The following is an 18,195-nucleotide window of genomic DNA, read 5'->3' as shown; positions in this document are numbered from 1 at the left end:
AGGTCCTCTAATCATGAGGCAGGCAATTTTCCGTTAACATGTTGATTTAATTGGTGCCCAGGGGCGGAATCGAACCACCGACACGAGGATTTTCAGTCCTCTGCTCTACCGACTGAGCTACCTGGGCTATGAGAGTCGCGATTTAATCCGACTCCGCTGCGGAAGTCAAGGCAAGGGCGCGCTGATAGAGGCGCCGGTGGGGAGCGCCGCTTTGGGCCTCGGCAAGGCGCACGGCTTGCGCCAGGGGGAGTTCTTTCAATAATGGACGGAGCAGGCGATCGAGATCTGCCTCGCCGCTTTCGCGTTCTGGCGCGCCAGCGAGCACCAGGCACATCTCGCCGCGTTGGCGCTCCGGGGAAGCGGCCAGGGTGGCATGGATTTCTGCCAGGCTCTCGCCCACGGCTTCTTCGTGCAACTTGGTGATTTCGCGGGCCAAAATGGCGCCGCGATCGCCAGACAGCAGCGCAATCATGTCCTCCAGGGTCGCTAAAATGCGGTGTGGCGCTTCGTAGAAGATCATGCTGCGAGTTTCCGCCTCGAGTTCGCGCAGGCGCTGCTGCCGTGCTGCGGACTTGGCTGGCAAAAAGCCTTCAAAGCAGAAGCGATCCGTAGGCAGGCCGGCTAGGGCCAAGGCAGCTAGGGCCGCAGAGGGGCCGGGGATGACGGTGATCGCAACTCCGGCACGGTGCAGTTCGCGGACCAGCGGGTAGCCGGGGTCGGAGATCAGCGGCATGCCGGCATCCGAAATCAGGGCAAGGCGCTCGCCGGCCTGCAGGTAGCCGAGGATGCGGGGGATCTGGCTGCGCTCGTTGTGCTCGTGGAGCGCTTCGGTGCGCGGCTGGATACCGATGCTTTGAAAAAGGCGCTGGGCATGGCGGCGGTCCTCGACGAGGATCCGGTCGGCCTCGCTGAGCACTCGCCGTGCCCGGGGCGAGAGATCCTCCAGATTGCCGATGGGCGTGCCGACGATTGCCAAGCGACCGGGATAGTTTTCTCGTCCAATTGGCATCTCCATCCTCTCATTGCGCACCTGCGGTCTTCTCCCTACACTTTGCCCCATGCAGCAGCTCTCCCGACTCTTCGCGCCCGCATCGTGGCGCCTCGGAAGCACGGCACTTCTCACCGTGTTGTTGAGCGCTTGCGCCAGTATGCCACATTCACCGTCGCCAACCCCCACTCCCGCGCCGGTGGCGGTGACGCCGGCGGCAACGGAAATCAGTCAGGCACAAGAGGCTGACCGCTTGCTGGCGGAAGGAAAGGACCTTGCGGCTGCCAAGGAGTATATCCAGGCCGCTGCCGCGAGCGGGGCCGACAAACAACTCGAGTACCTGCTCAAGGCAGCGCAGGCATCTTTGGATGGCAATCGCGCGCAGGTGGCGAGTCTGCTCAGTGCCGAGGTGCTGCGCCTGAGTCAGGATCCGTCCCAACGTGCCAAGGCGTTGTGGATACAGGCGCAGGCTTATCAGCGCGATGGGCAGGACAAGCTGGCGCGCGGCGCCCTTGCCGAGCTCATCAGCATCAGTGCTGTCTCTCCCGAGCGACGTGCCACCGCAATGAAAGAGCTGGCAGAGATTTATCAGCGCGAAAACCACGATCTCACGGCCCTCGATTTTCTGGTGAAGCGGGATGCACTTCTCTCTGGTTCGGCCAAGGCGGAAAACCGGCAGCATATTCATTCGCTACTGGATGCGCAGAGCTCGGCAAAACTGAAAAACTGGCAGGGACGCAGCGGCGATCCGATCGTACAGGAATGGCTGGCCTTTGCCTTGATCGCTCGGGAACATGTCGACCCCGCGAGCCGTGCGGCAGCGTTTGCCGCTTGGCTACAGGCGCACCCGGGTCATCCCAACATTCATTACGAACATGCAGCGGCAACCCCAGCGAGTGGAGCCAAGGGCGCGGTTTGCACCCTGCTTCCCACCACGGGCCGCTTTGCCGACGATACCCTGGCCTTCACGGCGGGTCTGCAAGTGGCGGCGCGGCAGGCCTCGGGGCCAGCCATTCACGAACTGAGTGACAGCAGCGACCCGGCACTGAATGCTACCCAGTATGCTGCGGGGGTTCAGGCCGGCTGCGCGGCTTTTGTCGGTCCCGCTTTGCCACAGGATATCAATGCCGTGCTCGGTGCGCGCCACCCGCAGGATCCGCCCATCCTGCTGCTTGGCGACGTCGCCAGCGATCCTAGCAAAGGCATCTACGACTTTGACATCAGTTTGCAGGTGGTCGCTCGACGCGTCGCGGAAGATGCATTTCAGGCCGGCTATCGCCAAGCCGCGGTACTCTATCCTTTGGATGCTGAGGGTGCCGCCATGCAGGCGGCCTTTCTGGAAAACTGGAAGCGGCTTGGCGGCGACGTTGCGGGGGTCGCCCATTACCGAGTGGGAAGTGGCGATACTGCAGGCGCTGTGCAGGAGGCTTTGGGCTCTGTCGGTGGACAAAGGGCTTTCTTTTTCCTGGTCGCGCCGGGGCAAAATCTGGCGACGATCATTAGCGATATACGCGCGCAGAGTTCCGCCTCGATCCTTTTGGCCGGCATCCCCACTTTTACCAGTGAGAATTCTGGCGGACTGAGTGGCAGCAAGATCTACGCTCTGGGCATGCCCTGGGTATTCGACCCGCAGATGGCCAATGGTCCCGCCGCCGAAGCAGTCAAGCAGAGCCTGCCGCAGGCAACAGCGCAACAGTGGCGTATGGCGGGGCTCGGGGTGGAGGCTTATGGCTTGCTGGCGAAGATCCTTGGCTCCACTGCATCGGCCCAGCAGGAGAATATGCAGTTGATGGGGATTGCCGCAGACCCGGTGCGACACGGTCAACGCCATCTGCAATGGGTCACTTGGCAGAATGGCACCCTGCAGGTCTTGTCGCAATTGCCGAGGCCCTGACGATGCCTTCTCCTACGCAGCGCATTGGCCAGTGGCATGAAGATCGCGCGCAGGGGCTGTTACGTGAACGGGGAATGCGCGTGCTGGAGCGCAACTTTCGCTGCCGCCTTGGCGAGATCGACCTCATTGCCCAGGACCGAGATAGTCTCGTCTTTATCGAGGTACGTAGCCGTAGCCACGACCGCCAGGGGAACGCAGCCGCCAGCATCGGGCCGCGCAAACAAAAACGGATCATCCGTGCCGCCCAATTTTTTCTGTTGCGCCATGCCCAATATCAGTCCTGGCCCTGTCGCTTCGATGTCGTGAGCTTTGATGGCGGGGAAGATGGCGAGTGGATTCGTGATGCGTTTCAGGTGCCCAGCCCATGAATGATTCACTATTTTGGCCAGCGCAACTGGCTGAGCATCGCGCCCTTTTGCGTGCGCTGGAGGAGCTGGCAGGGCCCTGTCGGCAGGGAGAGGAAAGTATCCTGCGCACCCTGCGGCGTGGCGGCAAGCTCTTGAGCTGTGGTAATGGCGGCTCCGCCGGAGATGCCGCCCACATTGCCTCGGAACTGGTCAATCGCTTCGAGGGCTGGCGCCAACCCTTGCCGGCCATCGCCCTCAGTACCGACGGGGCGGTGCTGACCTCCATTGCCAATGATCTCGATTATGAGCAGGTCTTCGCTCGCCAGGTGGCGGCCTTAGGCAAGGCTGGAGATGGCCTGCTCGTATTCAGTACCTCCGGCAATTCCGCCAATATTCTCGCTGCCGTGCGTGCGGCCCAGGCCCGGGGTCTATGGGTTCTTGCCTTTACCGGCCGGGACGGCGGCGCCCTGGCGCGGGAGCTGCGTCCCGGAGATATCGAGTTGCGCGTACCCCATGAACGCACGGCCCGTATTCAGGAAGTCCACTTGCTGCTGATTCATAGCCTCTGTGCCGCCGTCGATGCCCACGCGGCGGAGTTGGAACAGCCGCAAAGCCTGGACGACAAAATCATCAACGACTGGGACGAGCTGGTGGGGCGGATACAGGGCCAGCGTCCCCTGGTGTTCACCAATGGCGTTTTCGACATTCTCCACCGTGGCCATGTGCAGTATCTCGCGGAAGCGAAAGCCGAAGGCGCTACTCTGGTGCTGGCGGTGAACAGTGATGCTTCGGTGCGGCGCCTGGGCAAGGGTGTCGACCGCCCGATCAATCCCCTCGCTGATCGCCAGGGCGTCCTTGCCGGCCTGGCCGCGGTGGACTATGTCACGGCTTTCGATGATGACACTCCCCTGCGACTGATTCTAAGGCTGCGGCCCGAGGTCCTGGTCAAGGGGGGCGACTGGCCCGTCGAAAAAATTGTTGGTGCGACCGAGGTGCAGGGCTGGGGCGGTCGGGTGCTGAGCATTCCTTTTCGTTATGAGCGCAGTACCACCGGCCTGTTGCAGAAAATTCGGGAGACGCAATCATGAGCCAGAGGGCCATTGCCGGATTCAAGGCCAGCTTGGGTGCCGAGCGTGCCCGCGATGATCACTACACGCGCGAGCTGTATAGCCGTGATGATACCCCCGAGGCACGGCTGCCAGCCATTGTGCTCTTCCCCCACAGCCATGAGGAGGTGCAGGCGATCGTCCGTCTGGCAGGTCGTCATCGCATTCCCCTGACGGCGCGCGGGGCGGGCTCCGGCAACGTCGGCGGCGCACTGCCGGTGGAGGGCGGGGCGGTGGTCTCTTTCGAGTGCATGACGAAGGTGCTGGAATATGCCCCACAGGAACGCCTCATCCGCGTGCAAAGCGGCTGCATCACCGGCGAGATCGATCGCATCGCCAGCCGCGATGGACTGGCGTATCTCCCTGACCCCGGTAGCAGTCCCTACTGCCGCATCGGTGGCAATCTGGCGATGAATGCCGGGGGGCCGCATGCCGTCAAATACGGTGTGACCCGAGACTATGTTCTGGGCCTGCGGGCTGTGACCGGGCGTGGCGAAACCCTGGATACCGGCGTGCGCACCAGCAAGGGCGTGGTGGGCTATGATCTCACCCGGCTGTTGGTGGGCAGTGAAGGTACCCTGGCCCTGATTACCGAGGCTACGCTGCGGCTGGCGCCGCGTCCTGCCGCGCGGGCCTTGTTGCGCGCCGCCTATGCGCAGGGCACAGATGCCTGTGCCGCGGTGAATCGGGTCATGCAGCAGGATTTTCTGCCTAGTGCGGTGGAGTTCATGGACGCCCACGCCCTGGCGGCGGTGCGCGGTATGGGCGCCGCGAACAGCCTGCCCGACAGCAGTCGCGCTCTGCTCATGGTGGAGGTGGATGGCGAAGCGGCGGATCTCCCGCGTCAGTTGGAACTGATGGGTGCCGCGCTCTCCGGGGAGGGGCTGCTACAGATCGAACACGGTCAGGACGAGGCGGCCATTGCTGCCCTGTGGGCGGCACGCAAGTCGCTGTCGCCGGCGACCAAGGCCATGGCCCCGCGCAAGATCAATGAAGATGTGGTGGTGCCGGTGCCGCGCCTTTGTGATCTTCTGGCCGAGATCGAAGACATCGCCCGCGCCGAACGCTTGCGGATCGTCAGCTTTGGTCATGCCGGCAATGGCAATCTCCACGTCAATTTCCTCGTCGACCCTGCCAACCCGGACGAGATGCGACGCGCCGAGCGGGGTCTGGATCGCCTGTTCGGCAGCGTGCTGGCGCTCGGCGGTACGCTTTCCGGAGAACATGGCATCGGCAGTGTCAAGCGCGCCTTCGTGGGCCGCGAACTGAACCCTGTCAGCCTGCACCTGCAGCGGCAAATCAAAGCGCTCTTCGATCCCCTGGGGGTCCTTAACCCTGGCAAGCTGTTTCCCGACGACTAAGCCCCCCATGCAGCCCCTTCTCTATGCTATTCAGCCGGTGCGCCAGATCCAGCTCAAGACTTGGAACGAATGCTTTGACATGGAACGCGTCTTTGAGGGACCAGCGCACCGCATGCTGCGCGATGGCGAGACCCGGGTGGTGCTGTTTCGCTCTGGGGTGATCTGCTTCTATGAAGCGGGGCCGGCCTTGCAGGCGCGGATCATGGCGGGTGTACAGGCGGCGTTTCCGGCGGTCAGTAAGGTGAACGTGGAAGAACTCCAGCTCCGTCTGAGTGATCGCGATGGTGTCGGAAAAGAAGCGGTACAGCTTCGCCAGATGGATGATGAGCGCCTCTTTCTGGTGGCTCTGCGTCTGGCCCAGAGTCTGGCTTTGGAACTCCATGAGGAGGCGGTCGAAAGCCTCCTCGAAACTACCCTGAATCTGCTTTCTGAGGTCACCAGAAGCGGACGTTTGCCAGGGCGCAGGGGCGGATACCTGCGTTTTCTGGCGTCGACCTCTGCTACCCGCACCGAGATCCTCTCGCGGCTGGCGGTACTCGACAACCCGGACATCGTCTGGGAAACCCCGGGTCTTGAGCTCCTGTCCCGGGAGCTGTCTGGCGATCTCGAACTCACCAGCCGCTTTCGCGCCCTCGACGAAAAACTCGATGCCATCCGCGAGGGTCTGGAGGTCATCGTCGTCGCCAGCCGCCACGAGCGCGAGACCATTCTGGAATGGATCATCATCGTGCTGATTGCCGTGGAACTGGTGGTCATGCTGCTGGGGAACCTGTGGTAGACGAGGCGGTAGCCGACGCGCAGGTCGCGGAGCTTTTGCCGCGGGTACAGCGCATGACGCGGCTGGCGCGCAGTAACGATCCGGCGCAGGTGCTGGTCATCGGTCCGTCCTGGGTGGGGGACATGGTGATGGCACAGGTGCTGTTTCAAGTAATGCGCCGGCGTTGGCCGCAGGTGCAGATCGATCTTCTGGCACCGCCGGCCAGTGCGCCCGTGGGGTTGCGCATGGCCGAGCTGCGGCGGGTGATCTCGCTGGAAATTCCGCATGGGAAGCTGGCACTCAAGGCGCGGCGTGCCCTCGCCCGGGAGCTCCAGCCCACCGACTATGACTGGGCCATCTGCCTGCCCAACAGTTTCAAGTCGGTGTTGATCCCATATTGGATGAATATTCCGGTGCGCAGTGGTTTTCGTCGCGAGATGCGTGCGTGGCTACTTTCTGATCCCCATCGATTGAATCGCCGCAAACTCCCACGTACCGTGGATCAGTACGTCGCTCTCGGCCTTCCCCCACGTCTGCCGCAGCCGCACAGTTTGCCCGCGCCGCGTTTGCAGATCGACGCGGCGGCCCGGTCCCTGGCCTGGCAGGAATTTGGTCTCGATCCCGGGGCGCGCGTGGTCGCCCTGGCCCCGGGCGCCGAATTTGGGCCGGCCAAGCGCTGGCCAGTCGGCCACTGGACGCGTCTGGCCCAGGCCCTCCTGCAAAGTGGTCACGCGGTCTGGCTCTTTGGTAGTCCCAAGGATGCCCCCATTACCCAGGAAATCGCTGCCCAGGCACCTGGGGCTATCGATCTGGGCGGCCGTACCACCCTGCTGCAGGCTATCGATCTGCTTTCTCTGGCGCCGATCACCGTCAGCAATGACTCCGGCCTGATGCATGTCGCTGGTGCCGTTGGCAGTCGCGTCATTGCCATCTACGGCCCCACTTCGCTGGCAATGACGCCGCCACTGTCGGAAAATGCCCAGGTTCTGCGTCGGGACCTGCCCTGCAGTCCCTGCGGCAAGCGGGTCTGCCCGCTCAAGCATCACCGTTGTATGGAAGAGATCGAGGTCAGTCAGGTACTGGCCAGGGTACTGGAAAGCTCATAGAGGGAGCCTGAAGAGCGATGGACGAGCCTAAAGTCCTTTCCGCAACCCCGCATGCTGTCGCTGCCGATAGCGTATTGAGACAACTGGCCAGTCGCTCCGAAGGACTGGGCCGCGAGGAAATCGCGGCACGGCGACAACGGTATGGTGCCAATCGTCTCCCCACCCAGGCTCCCCCAAACTGGGCCCTGCGCTTTCTGCGGCAGTTTCGCGATCCCCTCATCTATGTCCTGCTTGCCGCCTTCGTGGTCACTTTGCTCCTTGGACACCTACTCGATAGTGCCGTGATCCTGGCGGTGCTGTTGATCAACGCCCTGATCGGTACCCTGCAAGAGGGCAAGGCCGAGAACGCCCTGGCGGCGATCCGCAAGATCCTGCGCCTGCAGGCCAAGGTGCGGCGGGCGGGAGAATGGCAGAACGTCGACGCCGAGGAGCTCGTCCCCGGCGATATCGTGCAGTTGCGCTCCGGCGACCGGGTGCCCGCCGATCTGCGCATCCTCTCGGCCCAGGGGCTGCGCGTCGATGAATCGCTGCTCACCGGCGAATCGTTGCTCAGCGACAAATCGCCGGCGCCGGTAGAGGCCGACGCTGCCCTAGGCGATCGCCACAGCATGCTGTACGCCGGTACCTTTGTACAGGCGGGACGCGCCGTGGCAGTGGTCACGGCCATCGCCACGCAGACGGAGCTTGGCAAGATTCAGGGCCTGTTGCAGGAGACGAATACTCTGCAGACTCCGTTGATCCGCCAGATGCAACGCTTCAGCAAAACCTTGGCGTTGCTGGTGCTGGTACTCAGTACGGTGATGGCGGGTGTCGGCCTGGCACGACAACTGCTGCCACCCTTTGAGGTTTTTCTGGCGGTCATCAGTTTTGCCGTGGCTGCCATCCCCGAGGGCTTGCCTGCCATCCTCAGCATTACCCTGGCGATTGGCGTGGAGCGCATGGCGCGAAGGCAGGTCATCGCCCGCCATCTCCACGCCATTGAGACGTTGGGTGCGGTAACTGTCATCTGCACCGACAAAACGGGCACGCTGACCCGCAATGAGATGTTTGCCCGTGGGCTGCGCACCCACGCAGCTTGGTATGAGGCTACCGGTACGGGATATGCGCCGCAGGGCGAGCTTGCCGGCGCAGAGTCGGGCGACAGGGCGCGTTTCGCTGCCCTGGAAGTCGCCAGCGTCGCCAACGATACGCAGCTACGGCAAGAAGGTGGAAATTGGCAGATCATTGGTGAGCCAACAGAAGGTGCCTTGCGTGCCCTGAGCGCCAAGGCCGGTTTTCCCGGCGAGGGGTATCGACGTTTGGCCAGTATTCCCTTTGAATCGGCGCACAAGCTTATGGCGGTGCTGACAGAGCGGCCAGACGGGCAGCGGCGGATCTTGCTGAAAGGTGCTCCTGACCGGGTTCTGGCGCGTTGTGGGAGCATGCTGGATGCCGATGGCAGCTCGCTGCCCATCGACATCCCTTTCTGGGAACGGGAAAACCAAGGGCTGGCCAGTCAGGGCTTGCGGGTTTTGGCCCTGGCGCGACGTGATGTCGATGGACAGCAACAGGAAAGCCTGGATCTCGATAGTCTGGGGCAGAACTTCACGCTGCTGGCCTTGGTCGGCATTGTCGATCCGCCTCGTCCTGAGGCCATCACTGCCATTAGCGACTGCCGTCGCGCCGGCATCCAGGTAAAGATGATCACCGGCGATCATGCCGATACCGCGTTGGCCATTGCCCGGGAAATGGGCCTTGTTGCAGGTGGAGAGTCACAGGTACTTACCGGCACGGAGCTCGATCGCATCGCACCCGACGATTTTCCGGCTGTAGCCCTGCGGACTCAGGTCTTTGCTCGCACCAGCCCGGAACACAAATTGCGTCTGGTCGAGGCATTGCAGACACGCGGTCAGGTGGTGGCCATGACTGGAGATGGGGTCAACGACGCCCCGGCCCTGAAACGTGCCGATGTCGGTATCGCCATGGGGGCGCGCGGCAGTGAAGCCGCCAAGGAGGCCGCCGACCTCGTACTCGTGGATGACAACTTTGCCAGTATTGCCCAGGCGGTCGCTGAGGGTAGGGCGATTTATGACAATCTGCGCAAGGCCATCCTCTTCATCCTGCCCACCAATGGTGCGCAGGGCCTGGTGCTGCTCGCAGCGATCATCGCCGGCCTGCAACTGCCGCTCACGCCGCTGCAAATCCTGTGGGTCAATCTGGTCATCGCCGTCACCCTGGCACTCGCGCTGGCCTTCGAGCCGGCGGAGCCGGCAATCATGGAGCGTCCCCCGCGCAACCCGGCGGAGAGTTTCCTCGATTGGCGTTTTCTTCTCCGGGTCGCCCTCGTATCCGTGAGTATCGGCGGCGCTACCATGGCCACCTTTTACGCCGAACTGTCCGCGGGAATGCCTGCAGAGTTGGCACGCAGCATGGCGGTGACCACCCTGGTGCTGAGTCAAGCGCTATACCTTTTCAACGTGCGTCACCTGCAGGGCTCGGCGTGGCGGAGATCGACACTGTTCAGCAACCCCATCGCGTGGATTGCCTTGGGAGTGCTGTTGCTGCTGCAGCTCGCCCTTCTCTACTTGCCCACCCTGCAGCGGGTATTTCATACCTTACCACTGCAACCCCGTCACTGGGGCCTGGCCCTGCTCATTGCCGTAGCGGTGTTCTTCCTGGTGGAGCTGGAAAAGCGCCTGCTCCGCAAGGTGGCATAAAAAAGCCCCGACGAAGCGGGGCGAGGCAGAGGAGGAGCAATGCTAGAGCACTGCAGGGTTGAAATCGTTTGCGCTGGTGCGCGAATTACTCGGTAACGGTCTTTTCCACCTTGATCGTGGAATTGATCTCCACGCGCTGGTTCTGGAAGCGACCCTGCGGCGTGGCATTGCTGGCGATGGGGTCCTCGTAGGAGTGTCCCTTGAGCACCATGCGATCGCGGGCCACGCCATGCTGCTCCAGGTACTGTGCCACACTCTCGGCACGCTGTTGCGAGAGTTTCAGGTTGTAGGCGTAGGAGCCGACCTTGCTGCAGTAGCCATTGATGTTCAGAACCGCATCCGGGTGCTTTTCGGCAAAGGCGGCCACTTCATCGAGGACCTGGATGTCATGGCTGAGCAATTTGTAGGAGTTGAGTTTGAAGTTGATGCCGGTGATGGTGATCGGCTTGCTCTCCAGAATCGTTTTCTGCACCGGCGCAATGGGGGCCGGCATCGGAGCAGGAGTGGGTGCGGGCGCCGGTGCGGCGACCGGCGCCGTCTTTGCCGGACAGCCAGAGAAGGGGGCCTCGGCACAGCCGGCGGCAGAAACGAGGACGGCAGCGATCAGCAGGGTATGGATAATGCGCATGGTTCTTTTCTCCTGGCAGGCCCTGCGACCACGGCCGCAGGGCATAAGGTCTTAGAAGTCGTAGGTCAGCATGACGCGGTTATAGATGAAATAACCCGTCGACAGATCTCCGTGCGCCACTTCCACGCGATCGCGGATGGACAGACCCTTGATCCAGCCCTGCGGGAAGTAGGTGAGGTCGCCGTAGATGTCGTTGGCGTAGCCCGCCGTCTGCAGGTGATATTGGGCGTAGGCGGCCATGAAAAGGAACTGGTTGCTCAGGAAGTGCTGCGTCCACTTGATCTTGAAGCCGTGCCCGGGCCCCATTTCCACCAGACCGCGGATCATGGAAGTGGTGTAGAGCGGATCGGTGGCGTAACCGACGGTGTAAGGCGAGACGATAGCGCCACCACCCACGGCCCCTTGATGGTAGAGGATTTCGTTATAGGCCGCGGAGAGCTGACCCTTGCCGAGCAGCGCACTGCCAACGTCGTAGTCGATACCGCCGATCACACCCCAGGCGGTGCTGTTGACGCCATTGCCCTTGAAGCCGTCGATGGGCTTGGTTCCGGGGGCATAGCTGGTGTTCAGCAGACTATTACTTTCCCACTCGCGGTTGATCTGTGCGCCCAGGAAGGGGTCCACGCCGATGCCGGTCTTCAGCGTATATTTGGCATCACCATAAACCGTCTGGGTGAACTGATAGAAGTTGTAGTACCAAGCCTGGGCATGGATGCCATAGCGCTTGTAGCTGGTGCCGAAGGCGAGAATACCATTGGCGGCATTGTCGGTATTGTCGGTATTGGGAACGACTGCTGATCCACCGTAAATGGGATCACCGTCAAAGCCCGTTTGGTAGTGGAGGTTGTCGCGATAGTAGTCGGCGGAGGTGCGGCTCTTCCAGCGGAAGATGCGCATGCCATAGATATTCCAGCCACAGTAGGGAGAGACCTGGGCAAAGACGCCTTGGTAAGTGGCGGGAATGACGCGCGAGTCGGAGCCGTTCACCCAAGGGGTGTTAACGATTTGGTTCCCGGCACGAATCAGCAGGGCGTGCGGAATTTCGTATTGCAGGTAGGCCTGACCCAGGGCATTGATGGACGTACCCTTACCCATGAGGGTGACATCGGGGTTCACCCGGTTGGCGCCCAGGCTGTTGGCGGTGTAGAAACCCACATCGGCACTGAAACCGGCGAGGGAGGCGGTATGGGCATTGATATAGCCGCCCAGCGAGAAGGCGCTGAGATTGGTGGCGTTCTTGCCAAAGAAGCGGTCGAAGTAGTAGGCGCGGACCTGGCCATCGACCTTGCTATCCATGATGAAGCTTTTCAGAGAGTCATCGCTGCTGGCAGCGTGGGCGACAGCACTGAAGCCGGTCAGGGCCATCAGCACTGCCAGGGTGGTGGCGCGGTGCTTGAACAACATGGGCATTCTCCTCTTCGGTGTGTTTACTACCACGGCACGATAACAACGAAATGTGACAGCATGATGACAGTTCCGTGAATCTTTTGTGACGTTGTATCTAAAACGCTATTACGATGCCAGAGGAGAGCTTCGCCCCGCGGTCTCAGTGCAATAGACGCTGGGCCTCGGCGCTCAAAGGATATTCCCAGACCGTGCTTTTTTCGCCCGTGATGCCAAAGTCATTATCGCTGATGAAGAGCAGGCTCTTGCCGTCCACCAGGCTCATGCCTTCGACCTTGCCCAGACTCTTGCCAAAGGCATCGTTGCTTTCCCAGAGCAGCTGCAGGGCAACCGGTTGGATGCCGACTTTGGCCAGATCATTTTGCTCTTCCAGGCTGGGGTGGGTATCCGGACGGGCCCAGGCGGTGCCGATCAGCCTGGTGGCACTGTCAAGGTTGGCCAGGTAGACCGCGACCTTGTTGCCAGCGCGCAGCATCAGCAGCACGCGATGATCATCCACCGCACTCATGGCCGAGAGTTTGAGATCCTTCTGCTTTTCCCCTGGAGCAAATTCTTCGATCCTGGGAAATGCCACGGCATAGCCACCGGCCATTCCGGCAAAGTTGCCCTCGGCATCGAGATGCAGGGTAATCAGCCGGTCGATCCGGGAATGTTTCGCTGTATCGTCATCGGGATTGGCCAGGGGACTTTGCAGGGCCACGAAGAGCAGCTCCTGGTCCGGCGCCAGGGCCATCCCTTCAAAACCGCGGTTGAGCTTGCGCCGGGCCAGTAACGGCGGCAGGACAGCGCGCACCGGGACACTGCTGCCCTGATAGTAGGCTGCCGTACCCTTGGGTACCAGACGTTCCTGTACGACGCCATTGGGTGTCACGCGCAGCAGGCTGGGTCCATATTCCTCGCCGATCCAGAAACCGCCTTGGGCCAGCGCGGAAATACATTCTGTATCGACCCCGTTGGGGGAGAATGGCAGGGGCTGGAGTTGCCCATTCAGCGGCTTCTCGCCCTTGGGGAGCTGCGGTGGCAGGCCGCTGAAGTTCTGGCCATTGGCCGCGTGCAACGGAATCGGTTCGCCGCGCAGGCTTACCTGACCTCCTTGCACCAGCAGGGGATAGATGCTGGGGGTATAATCGGGAATGGGAAAGATCACCTCAGATTTGCTACAGACTTCTTTGCCGAGCACCTTGCTACTCTTGTTGCAGGGGATGTTCGGACCCCGATCGCTGACGGCATAGAAGTCAGTCCATGCTGTGCCGTGGGCATGGGTCAGTCCACTACCAGGACCGATGCTCAGATGCAGCTCCCGACCAGCCACGGTGACGGTATCGAGGGGCGCACGCAGGGCTTCGCCCGCAAGCTCCTGGGCGCAGGCGTGCACGCCATACAGGGCGAGGCAGGCTGCAAATAGGGAAGATTTACGCATGAATTCTCCTTCGGGGAGGGGTCCCCCTCCCCATGTACGGCATCAGAACAGGAACTGCCCGCGGAACTGCAGAATGTTCAGGTCGCTGTTATAGCGCGGATCGTTCCACCAGGTGGCGCCAACGGGCTGGGTGCTGGGGATCCCGCCCACATGACCGTGGCTGTAGTCGAGCATCAGCCGGACGTGCTCGTTAGCATACCAGTTGATGCCGGCGGTGAGGGCATAGCCCCGGCCACCGTAGATGCCGGCATTGGCATCGTTGAGGTTGAGGCGGTCATAGCGCAGAGCGACTTCCCAGGCACCGCCAGGGCCGATGTCCTTCAGATAATGGAACTCGCCGATCTTCGGCTTGAAATTGCGCGGCTGGCCGGTAAGGGTGTAGCTCGCCTGCACGTAATAGCCATTGAAGCTGGCGGTGGGCAGCCCGAGGCGGCGGGAGACATTCATACCGACATAGGCGCCTTCGAGCGAGAAGGGACCCGCCACGGCTGCAGTTTCCAGGGTATAGTTGAACTGGCTGCTGGGATTGCTGATGTAGGCTTCCAGGAGCTTGGTGCCAGCCACGCTGGTTTCCGGGCGGGTGCCGTAGAAGGCGGCGGCGTTTTTGTCACCAAAGCCGGTATAGTTCAGGTTGGCGCCAAAATAGAGGTCGTTGCCGTAGCTGTGCAACGGGGCATAGGTGGCGCGCCCGGAGATGGTGTAGATGCCACTCTGGTTGCTGGTGCTTTTGCTGATGCTGGCGAGGGTCTCAGTTTGGGTATACGCAGTTCGAGCGACACCACTGTATTTGGTGTAGACCTTTTCATCCAGGGCGTTCATGAAGCCGCCCAGACCCAACATCCAGTTCTCGCCACTCTGGGTGATCTTGAGGCCCATGCGCCGGTCGCCGTAGGTATCGAGGCCTTCCAGCAGCGGCCGCTCCATGAAGACGTTGTCGTTGGAGCTGTTCAACTGGTCCATGCTGAAGAAGGTCTTGGCCTGGCCCAGGGTGATGGTGTTGCCGGGCATCAGGCCGGTGTAGGCAAAGTAGGCGTCCTTGAAGCCTGCCGCGCCGCTGTCGGTGAACTCGTATTGAAATTTGAATTTCCAGTCTTTGCCGATCTTACCGGCGGTAAAGATCCGCGCCCGCCGCAATTTGGCGCCGGCGGCACCCATCTCGGTGACCGAACCGTTGGGGGCAAGGAAGGACTTGTTGAAGTAAGTGGCGTAATCGGCCTGGATACGTCCGCCCAACATCAGGCTGTAATCGTCGTTTTTGGCGTGCAGAACCGTGGACTCATCGGCTTGGGCCAGGGCGGGAACGGCAAAAACGGCGGCGATCGCCACCAGAATGAAGCGCTTCTTCATGGTTAACTCCCTCTACAGTTGGTGGATACTGCAAAGAGGCCCAACGGAACCCCTCCCCGGCAGGAGAAGGTATTCTTGATAGTTGCATACGCTCTTTACACTATCAACTTGTGCGTCGCACTATATCAAAGAATTGTTACACTTTTATGAACCTTTGATGACACTTTTGTGACAGCGGTCGGTGGCTGCCCTCCTGCGACAAGCTGGCGTATGATCTGCAAATAGCTTGACTAATAAGGTCGTCCATGCCCATCGAGATTCGCCAGCTGCGTACCATCGAAGCCGTTCTGCAACACGGCAGCATTGCCGCGGCGGCGCAGCGCCTGCACCTGACCCAGTCGGCCCTCTCGCACCAGCTTCGGGGACTGGAAAACGAATTCGGCATTAAGATTTTTGATCGCGACAGCAGCAACAACCTGCGTCTCAGCTCGGCGGGGGAGCGGCTTTATGCCCTGGCGCGCGAGGTCCTGCCGGCCCTGCGGCGCACCCAGGAGGAGCTGCACCGGCTCGCCTCGGGGCGTGGGGGGCGATTGCGTATCGCCGTGGAGTGCCATACCTGTTTCGACTGGCTTACCCCCGCCATGGACCAGTTTCGTGCCGGCTGGCCCGACGTGGAGATGGATATTGCCTCTGGATTCCAGCAGGACCCGGTGCAACTGCTGCGCGCTTATCAGGCCGACCTGGCCATTCTCAGTGCCCCCGAGGCCCTGCCTGGCGAAATCGAGCGCCATGCCCTGTTCAGCTACGAGGTGGTGGCGCTGCTGAGCCCGCGTCATCCCCTGGCCGAACGCCCCTTTCTGCTGCCCGAGGATTTCCTCGAGGAGACCGTCATCACCTACCCGGTGGAAGACCGGCGCCTGGACTTGTTTCGGGAATTTTTGCATCCCGCAGGTGTACAGCCGTGGCGACGGCGGCAGGCGGAATTGACGGTCATCATCCTGCAGCTGGTGGCCTCTGGGCAGGGGATTGCCGCCTTGCCTGCCTGGGCGGTGAGCAGCTACGGTGATCGCGGCTATGTACGAGCCCTGCCCTTGGGTCCGCGGGGACTGTGGCAGGATCTGGAAGCAGCCACTTTGCAGGGGCAAAGTGAACAGCCCCATCTACAGGCGTTTCTGGGCGAGATTCGCGCCAGTGCGAGCAGCGAGCTGCGCGGCATTCGCCGCTTGTAGGACAGGGGCGTCGGTAAGGAGGAGAAGGGATGGGCACGGAAACGGTACTTTTCGATATCGATCTGATCCAGCGCTATGACCGGCCAGGGCCGCGCTATACCTCCTACCCTACGGCACCGCAATTCGCAGCGGAGTTCGATGAAAGCGCCTTGCGGGCGGAGCTGCGCGCGAGTAACGCCAGCGGCAAACCCTTGTCTTTGTACTTTCACATTCCCTTTTGCGAGCATCTGTGTTTTTACTGCGCCTGCACCAAGGTGGTGACGCGGCACCGGGAATGGGGCCAGCCTTATGTGGAGCGCCTGCTGCGGGAAATGGCTCTGACCCGGCGCGATATCGATGCGCAGCGCCCAGTCACCCAACTGCATTTTGGTGGTGGTACCCCCACCTTTCTCTTGCGTGCGGACCTGGAGCGTCTGGTGGACGGCATCCAGGCGCAGTTCCGTCTGCTCGATGACGATACCGGCGAGTATGGGATCGAGGTCGACCCGCGCGCCATCGAACCGGGAGTATTGGCCCTGCTGCGTAACCGTGGCTGGAATCGTCTGAGCATGGGGGTACAGGATCTCGATCCGGCGGTGCAGAAGGCGGTACATCGCGAGCAAAGCCTGAATCTGGTGGCAGAGCTGATACAGGAGGCGCGCAGCCTGGGCTATCGCTCCATCAGTCTCGATCTGATCTACGGACTGCCCTTGCAAAGCCCGCAGAGTTTTGCCGAAACCCTGGCGCAAATCATCTCCTTGCGCCCGGATCGCCTGTCCCTGTTCAATTATGCCCATCTGCCCGAGCGCTTCCCGCCGCAGCGGCGCATTCGTGCCGAGGAGCTGCCTAGCCCGGCGCAGAAACTGGAGATCCTGCAGCAGAGCATCGGGGCCCTGGAGGCTGCTGGGTATGTCTATATCGGTATGGATCATTTTGCTCTGCCCGAGGACGAGCTCACCCGGGCGCAACTACAGGGCCAGCTCTACCGGAATTTTCAGGGGTATTCTACCCACTCCAATGCCGACCTGCTGGCCTTTGGCATGAGCGCCATTGCCATGGTTGGCCCGAGTTACAGCCAAAACCGCAAGGACCTGGAGGCCTGGGGAGCGGTAGTGGATGCCGGACAGCTGCCGGTGGAACGGGGGCTACGCCTGACGGCTGACGACCTGCTGCGCCGGGAGGTGATCACCCGCCTGATCTGTGATTTTCGCCTCGATGTTGCGGCTATCGAGGCGCGACATGGCATCGATTTCTGGCGCTATTTTGCCGAGAGTCGCAGGACCCTGGAGGCTTTGGCGCGCGATGGGCTGATTACCTTGGACGAAGGTAGCATCACCGTGCTCCCGGCAGGACGCCTGTTGGTGCGCCACGTGTGCATGGCCTTCGACGCCTACCTGGGGCGCAGCCAGACGCAGTTCTCGCGGGTGATTTAGAGAAGGTTCAAGTGTCGTTGGGTGGCAAGCGCCGAAGTGCCGGACGCAAAAATTCGAAGAAGGTCTCTACACGTACCATGCGCAGGCTGAGGTCTCGCTCCCGTTCTGCCATCTGCTCTACTTCTTCACTGAGACGCGTGATGCGTTCGTTGAGCAGGATAGTCTCGCGGATGCCCTTGAGTACGTCGTTGAGAGTGCTCATGAATGCAACGGCGCCAGCAGGGAGGGGAGTTGCTCGGGATTGAGCTGGCTATACTCTGCGCGCAACTGGGCACGCAGGCTCTCGATGTCTTTGGCGCGCTGCTCGCGTTCTGCCTGCAGATGGGTCAAGGTGCGCTCCAACGCCTGCCGCGCTTGTGCCGTTGATGCCGACAACTCCTGCAAGAGCGCCTCGAGGGTGGCATCCTCATCAAGGGCCTTGCGGCGCACATAGTCCGCCAGGGAAAGATGTGCTGCTCGCGCCCGACTCTGCAGTTGCGCCTTTTGCTCACTGCTCATTAGCACTACTACCCGCTCCGTTGCCGCCATCATTGCCTCCAACCTATGCATATTTTTCACAA

The 18,195-nt window shown here is 61.6% G+C and carries 16 protein-coding genes and 1 tRNA gene; 9 read left to right on the top strand and 8 right to left on the bottom strand.

The genetic code is table 11. The features are described 5' to 3' along the window. Nucleotides 1–51 precede the first annotated feature (51 nt). Nucleotides 52–127 (bottom strand) — tRNA-Phe (locus AC2VNM_RS04875). 15 nt (nt 128–142) lie between these two features. After that, nucleotides 143–1,009: a 16S rRNA (cytidine(1402)-2'-O)-methyltransferase gene (gene rsmI, locus AC2VNM_RS04870; RefSeq protein ID WP_486912967.1), complete on the bottom strand. Its 867-nt coding sequence runs from the start codon at nt 1,007–1,009 to the stop codon at nt 143–145. A 139-nt stretch (nt 1,010–1,148) separates the two neighbouring features. Between rsmI and AC2VNM_RS04865 the strand changes: the two genes are divergently transcribed. From AC2VNM_RS04865 to AC2VNM_RS04835, 7 genes are read left to right on the top strand one after another with little or no spacing between them, the layout of a single operon-like run. Further along, a complete protein-coding gene (locus AC2VNM_RS04865; RefSeq protein WP_486912966.1) occupies nt 1,149–2,882 on the top strand; it encodes a penicillin-binding protein activator in 1,734 nt (577 codons plus the stop codon). Between the two features lie 2 nt (nt 2,883–2,884). Next, nucleotides 2,885–3,250: a YraN family protein gene (locus AC2VNM_RS04860; RefSeq protein WP_483165133.1), complete on the top strand. Its 366-nt coding sequence runs from the start codon at nt 2,885–2,887 to the stop codon at nt 3,248–3,250. After that, nucleotides 3,247–4,317, top strand: coding sequence for an SIS domain-containing protein (locus AC2VNM_RS04855; RefSeq protein WP_483165134.1), 1,071 nt, complete (start codon nt 3,247–3,249; stop codon nt 4,315–4,317). Before AC2VNM_RS04860 ends, AC2VNM_RS04855 begins: the two co-directional genes overlap by 4 nt. Further along, nucleotides 4,314–5,696, top strand: a complete 1,383-nt coding sequence (locus AC2VNM_RS04850) for an FAD-binding oxidoreductase (RefSeq protein WP_486912965.1) — start codon at nt 4,314–4,316, stop codon at nt 5,694–5,696. Before AC2VNM_RS04855 ends, AC2VNM_RS04850 begins: the two co-directional genes overlap by 4 nt. Nucleotides 5,697–5,703: 7 nt before the next feature. Further along, a complete protein-coding gene (locus tag AC2VNM_RS04845) occupies nt 5,704–6,474 on the top strand; it encodes an RMD1 family protein (RefSeq protein ID WP_483167187.1) in 771 nt (256 codons plus the stop codon). Further along, the gene (waaF, locus tag AC2VNM_RS04840) at nt 6,411–7,559 is read left to right on the top strand and encodes a lipopolysaccharide heptosyltransferase II (RefSeq protein WP_483165137.1); all 1,149 of its coding nucleotides are present in this window, start codon (nt 6,411–6,413) and stop codon (nt 7,557–7,559) included. The genes AC2VNM_RS04845 and waaF overlap by 64 nt, the downstream gene beginning before the upstream one ends. Nucleotides 7,560–7,576: 17 nt before the next feature. After that, nucleotides 7,577–10,255, top strand: coding sequence for a cation-translocating P-type ATPase (locus AC2VNM_RS04835; protein WP_486912964.1), 2,679 nt, complete (start codon nt 7,577–7,579; stop codon nt 10,253–10,255). A gap of 85 nt (nt 10,256–10,340) precedes the next feature. Here AC2VNM_RS04835 and AC2VNM_RS04830 read toward each other — a convergent pair whose 3' ends face one another. The 4 genes from AC2VNM_RS04830 to AC2VNM_RS04815 form a co-directional block, all read right to left on the bottom strand. Then, a complete protein-coding gene (locus AC2VNM_RS04830) occupies nt 10,341–10,883 on the bottom strand; it encodes an OmpA family protein (RefSeq protein ID WP_483165139.1) in 543 nt (180 codons plus the stop codon). A gap of 51 nt (nt 10,884–10,934) precedes the next feature. Beyond that, a complete protein-coding gene (locus tag AC2VNM_RS04825; RefSeq protein ID WP_486912963.1) occupies nt 10,935–12,287 on the bottom strand; it encodes an OprD family outer membrane porin in 1,353 nt (450 codons plus the stop codon). A 142-nt stretch (nt 12,288–12,429) separates the two neighbouring features. Beyond that, nucleotides 12,430–13,707, bottom strand: coding sequence for an esterase-like activity of phytase family protein (locus AC2VNM_RS04820; protein ID WP_486912962.1), 1,278 nt, complete (start codon nt 13,705–13,707; stop codon nt 12,430–12,432). 42 nt (nt 13,708–13,749) lie between these two features. Further along, nucleotides 13,750–15,054, bottom strand: coding sequence for an OprO/OprP family phosphate-selective porin (locus AC2VNM_RS04815; RefSeq protein WP_483165142.1), 1,305 nt, complete (start codon nt 15,052–15,054; stop codon nt 13,750–13,752). A 245-nt stretch (nt 15,055–15,299) separates the two neighbouring features. On the opposite strand from AC2VNM_RS04815, the gene AC2VNM_RS04810 reads away from it, so the two are divergent. Next, on the top strand, nt 15,300–16,223 hold the full coding sequence (locus AC2VNM_RS04810) for a LysR family transcriptional regulator (protein WP_483165143.1): 924 nt from the start codon (nt 15,300–15,302) through the stop codon (nt 16,221–16,223). A 29-nt stretch (nt 16,224–16,252) separates the two neighbouring features. Beyond that, nucleotides 16,253–17,635, top strand: coding sequence for an oxygen-independent coproporphyrinogen III oxidase (hemN, locus tag AC2VNM_RS04805; RefSeq protein WP_486912961.1), 1,383 nt, complete (start codon nt 16,253–16,255; stop codon nt 17,633–17,635). Nucleotides 17,636–17,642: 7 nt separating this feature from the next. Here the strand turns inward: hemN and AC2VNM_RS04800 are convergent, their stop codons facing one another. Beyond that, on the bottom strand, nt 17,643–17,837 hold the full coding sequence (locus AC2VNM_RS04800; protein WP_486912960.1) for a hypothetical protein: 195 nt from the start codon (nt 17,835–17,837) through the stop codon (nt 17,643–17,645). Continuing rightward, entirely contained in the window at nt 17,834–18,166 is a 333-nt protein-coding gene (locus AC2VNM_RS04795; RefSeq protein WP_483165146.1) for a plasmid mobilization protein, read from the bottom strand. Before AC2VNM_RS04795 ends, AC2VNM_RS04800 begins: the two co-directional genes overlap by 4 nt. Between the last annotated feature and the right edge of the window lie 29 nt (nt 18,167–18,195).

This window comes from Acidithiobacillus sp. TH-A67 (assembly GCF_057473545.1).
This window is presented reverse-complemented; position numbering and strand designations above follow the sequence as displayed.